The organism is Spongiactinospora gelatinilytica (assembly GCF_003236385.1).
Taxonomy (GTDB): domain Bacteria; phylum Actinomycetota; class Actinomycetes; order Streptosporangiales; family Streptosporangiaceae; genus Spongiactinospora; species Spongiactinospora gelatinilytica.
In genome coordinates this window covers 1-1,619 of sequence record NZ_POUA01000694.1, presented here as the reverse complement: position 1 = coordinate 1,619, position 1,619 = coordinate 1, and the positions used below count along the sequence as shown (strand labels likewise).

The following is a 1,619-nucleotide window of genomic DNA, read 5'->3' as shown; positions in this document are numbered from 1 at the left end:
ACGAGACAGCCTGCGCCCTGGTCGATGACCTCCACATGCACCTGCTGATCGGTGCCGGTCATACGCACCGTCACCTGCCCATACGCAAGCCCACGAGTCCCATGGACAACGGCGTTGGCCACCAGCTCGCTGACCACCAGGGTGGCCGAGTACACAGCATCGGCGGCCCCATACCCCCCCGGCCTCCAGCACACCGCGCGCGAATCCTCGGGCGACCTGCACTGAGGGCACGGCGGCCGGGAGCGTCAGTCTTCCCAGGAACACCGGGCCGATCATGCCCGCCGCCTTCCGCCCAACACGGAGCGGCCCCTAGTAGGGGTTGGACACGAGTCCATGAGGTCACCCATGTAAACCACCGCCGGCCTGCAGCAGCGCAACTGCACCTGCGCAACTGCACTCGGCGATGAACCATTTACCCGGATATGCCCACAAGAGGAGAGGCAGCATGACCTTGAGCCGCCACAGCCCGACCGTCCGTAGGCGACGACTGGCAGCCGAGTTCCGACGACTGCGCGAAGCGCGAGGGCTGACGATCGATCAGGTGGCAGCAGAGATCGACTGGCACGCTACGAAGCTCAGCCGGGTCGAGACAGGCAAGCAGTCGCTCCGCCTCAGCGATGTACGCGCCCTCCTGGAGGTGCTGCAAGTCGCCGCCGAACTTCGAGACCCCCTCCTCGCCCTTGCCCGGGAGGCTCGCCAACGGGGTTGGTGGCAAGCGCTCGGGGAAGCCGTCCCTGACTGGTTCGAGGTCTATGTCGGACTCGAATCGGAGGCGTCCGGACTACAGATCTCTGAGGCCGAATTCGTACCCGGCCTGCTCCAGACGGCAGAGTACGCACGAGCCGTTCACCAGGCCGCTCAGCTTCGCGCGTCCGATGCGGAAATCGAGCGGCAAGTCGCCGTGCGGATGGCCCGCCAGGAGCTTCTGACGGGCGAAGGCTCGCCACAGCTATCGATGATCGTGAACGAGGCGGCCATTCGACGCGTCGTGGGCGGAGCGAAGGTGATGCGTGCCCAACTGGCCCACCTCATGGAACTGGCCCACCTCCGCAACCTCACCCTGCAAGTGCTCCCCTTCAGCATCGGCGCACATCCCGCGATGGTCAGCGGATTCCATATCCTCACGTTCGAGCCTGAGGATGCCGATGTCGTCTATATCGAGTACCCGACCGGTTCGATTTACCTGGAGAGGCCCACAGAAGTCGAGCGGTATACGCTGATATTTGAACGGCTGCGAGTGGAAGCTCTACCCACCGAGGCGACCCGTGACCTGATCGAGCAAGTGGCTCGCGAACTGGACCGCTAGCCACGCTGAGAATGGAGCGTGGACGATGGACCCGACAACCTCGCTTACGGACCTGTCCCTGTCCCGCGCCACGTGGCGCAAAAGCACCCGGAGTAGTGGAAACGGCGGAGCCTGCGTGGAGGTCGCCACCAACCTTCGTGGCATCGTCGCTGTTCGCGACAGTAAAGACCCCGACGGGCCAGCCCTGATCTTTACTCCCGACGAGTGGCGAGCATTCACAAGGCTGGTCGCCGACCTCTCCCCTTCTTACAACGGATAGGGGCTCAGGCGGAGTGGAGGCTGAGGACGGGGTCGGCCAGCCAGCGGGCGGGTG

Annotated in this window: 3 protein-coding genes; 2 read left to right on the top strand and 1 reads right to left on the bottom strand. The window is 64.8% G+C overall.

Annotated features, from left to right (window positions below):
• Positions 1 to 155 (bottom strand): ATP-binding protein (locus C1I98_RS45940; RefSeq protein ID WP_368773562.1); only part of this gene is annotated, 155 nt, incomplete at its 3' end.
• Between the two features lie 290 nt (positions 156 to 445).
• Here C1I98_RS45940 and C1I98_RS38670 point away from each other — a divergent pair.
• Both C1I98_RS38670 and C1I98_RS38665 read left to right on the top strand, forming a co-directional pair.
• Positions 446 to 1,306: a helix-turn-helix domain-containing protein gene (locus C1I98_RS38670; protein ID WP_111172159.1), complete on the top strand. Its 861-nt coding sequence runs from the start codon at positions 446 to 448 to the stop codon at positions 1,304 to 1,306.
• A gap of 25 nt (positions 1,307 to 1,331) precedes the next feature.
• Complete coding sequence (locus tag C1I98_RS38665; RefSeq protein ID WP_199537550.1) at positions 1,332 to 1,565, top strand: DUF397 domain-containing protein; 234 nt, start codon at positions 1,332 to 1,334, stop codon at positions 1,563 to 1,565.
• The last annotated feature ends 54 nt before the right edge of the window (positions 1,566 to 1,619 follow it).

Bases quoted from the DNA above. Each gene is read 5' to 3' on its own strand.
- C1I98_RS38670 (WP_111172159.1), top strand. From the start codon at position 446: ATGACCTTGAGCCGCCACAGCCCGACCGTCCGTAGGCGACGACTGGCA.
- C1I98_RS38665 (WP_199537550.1), top strand. From the start codon at position 1,332: ATGGACCCGACAACCTCGCTTACGGACCTGTCCCTGTCCCGCGCCACG.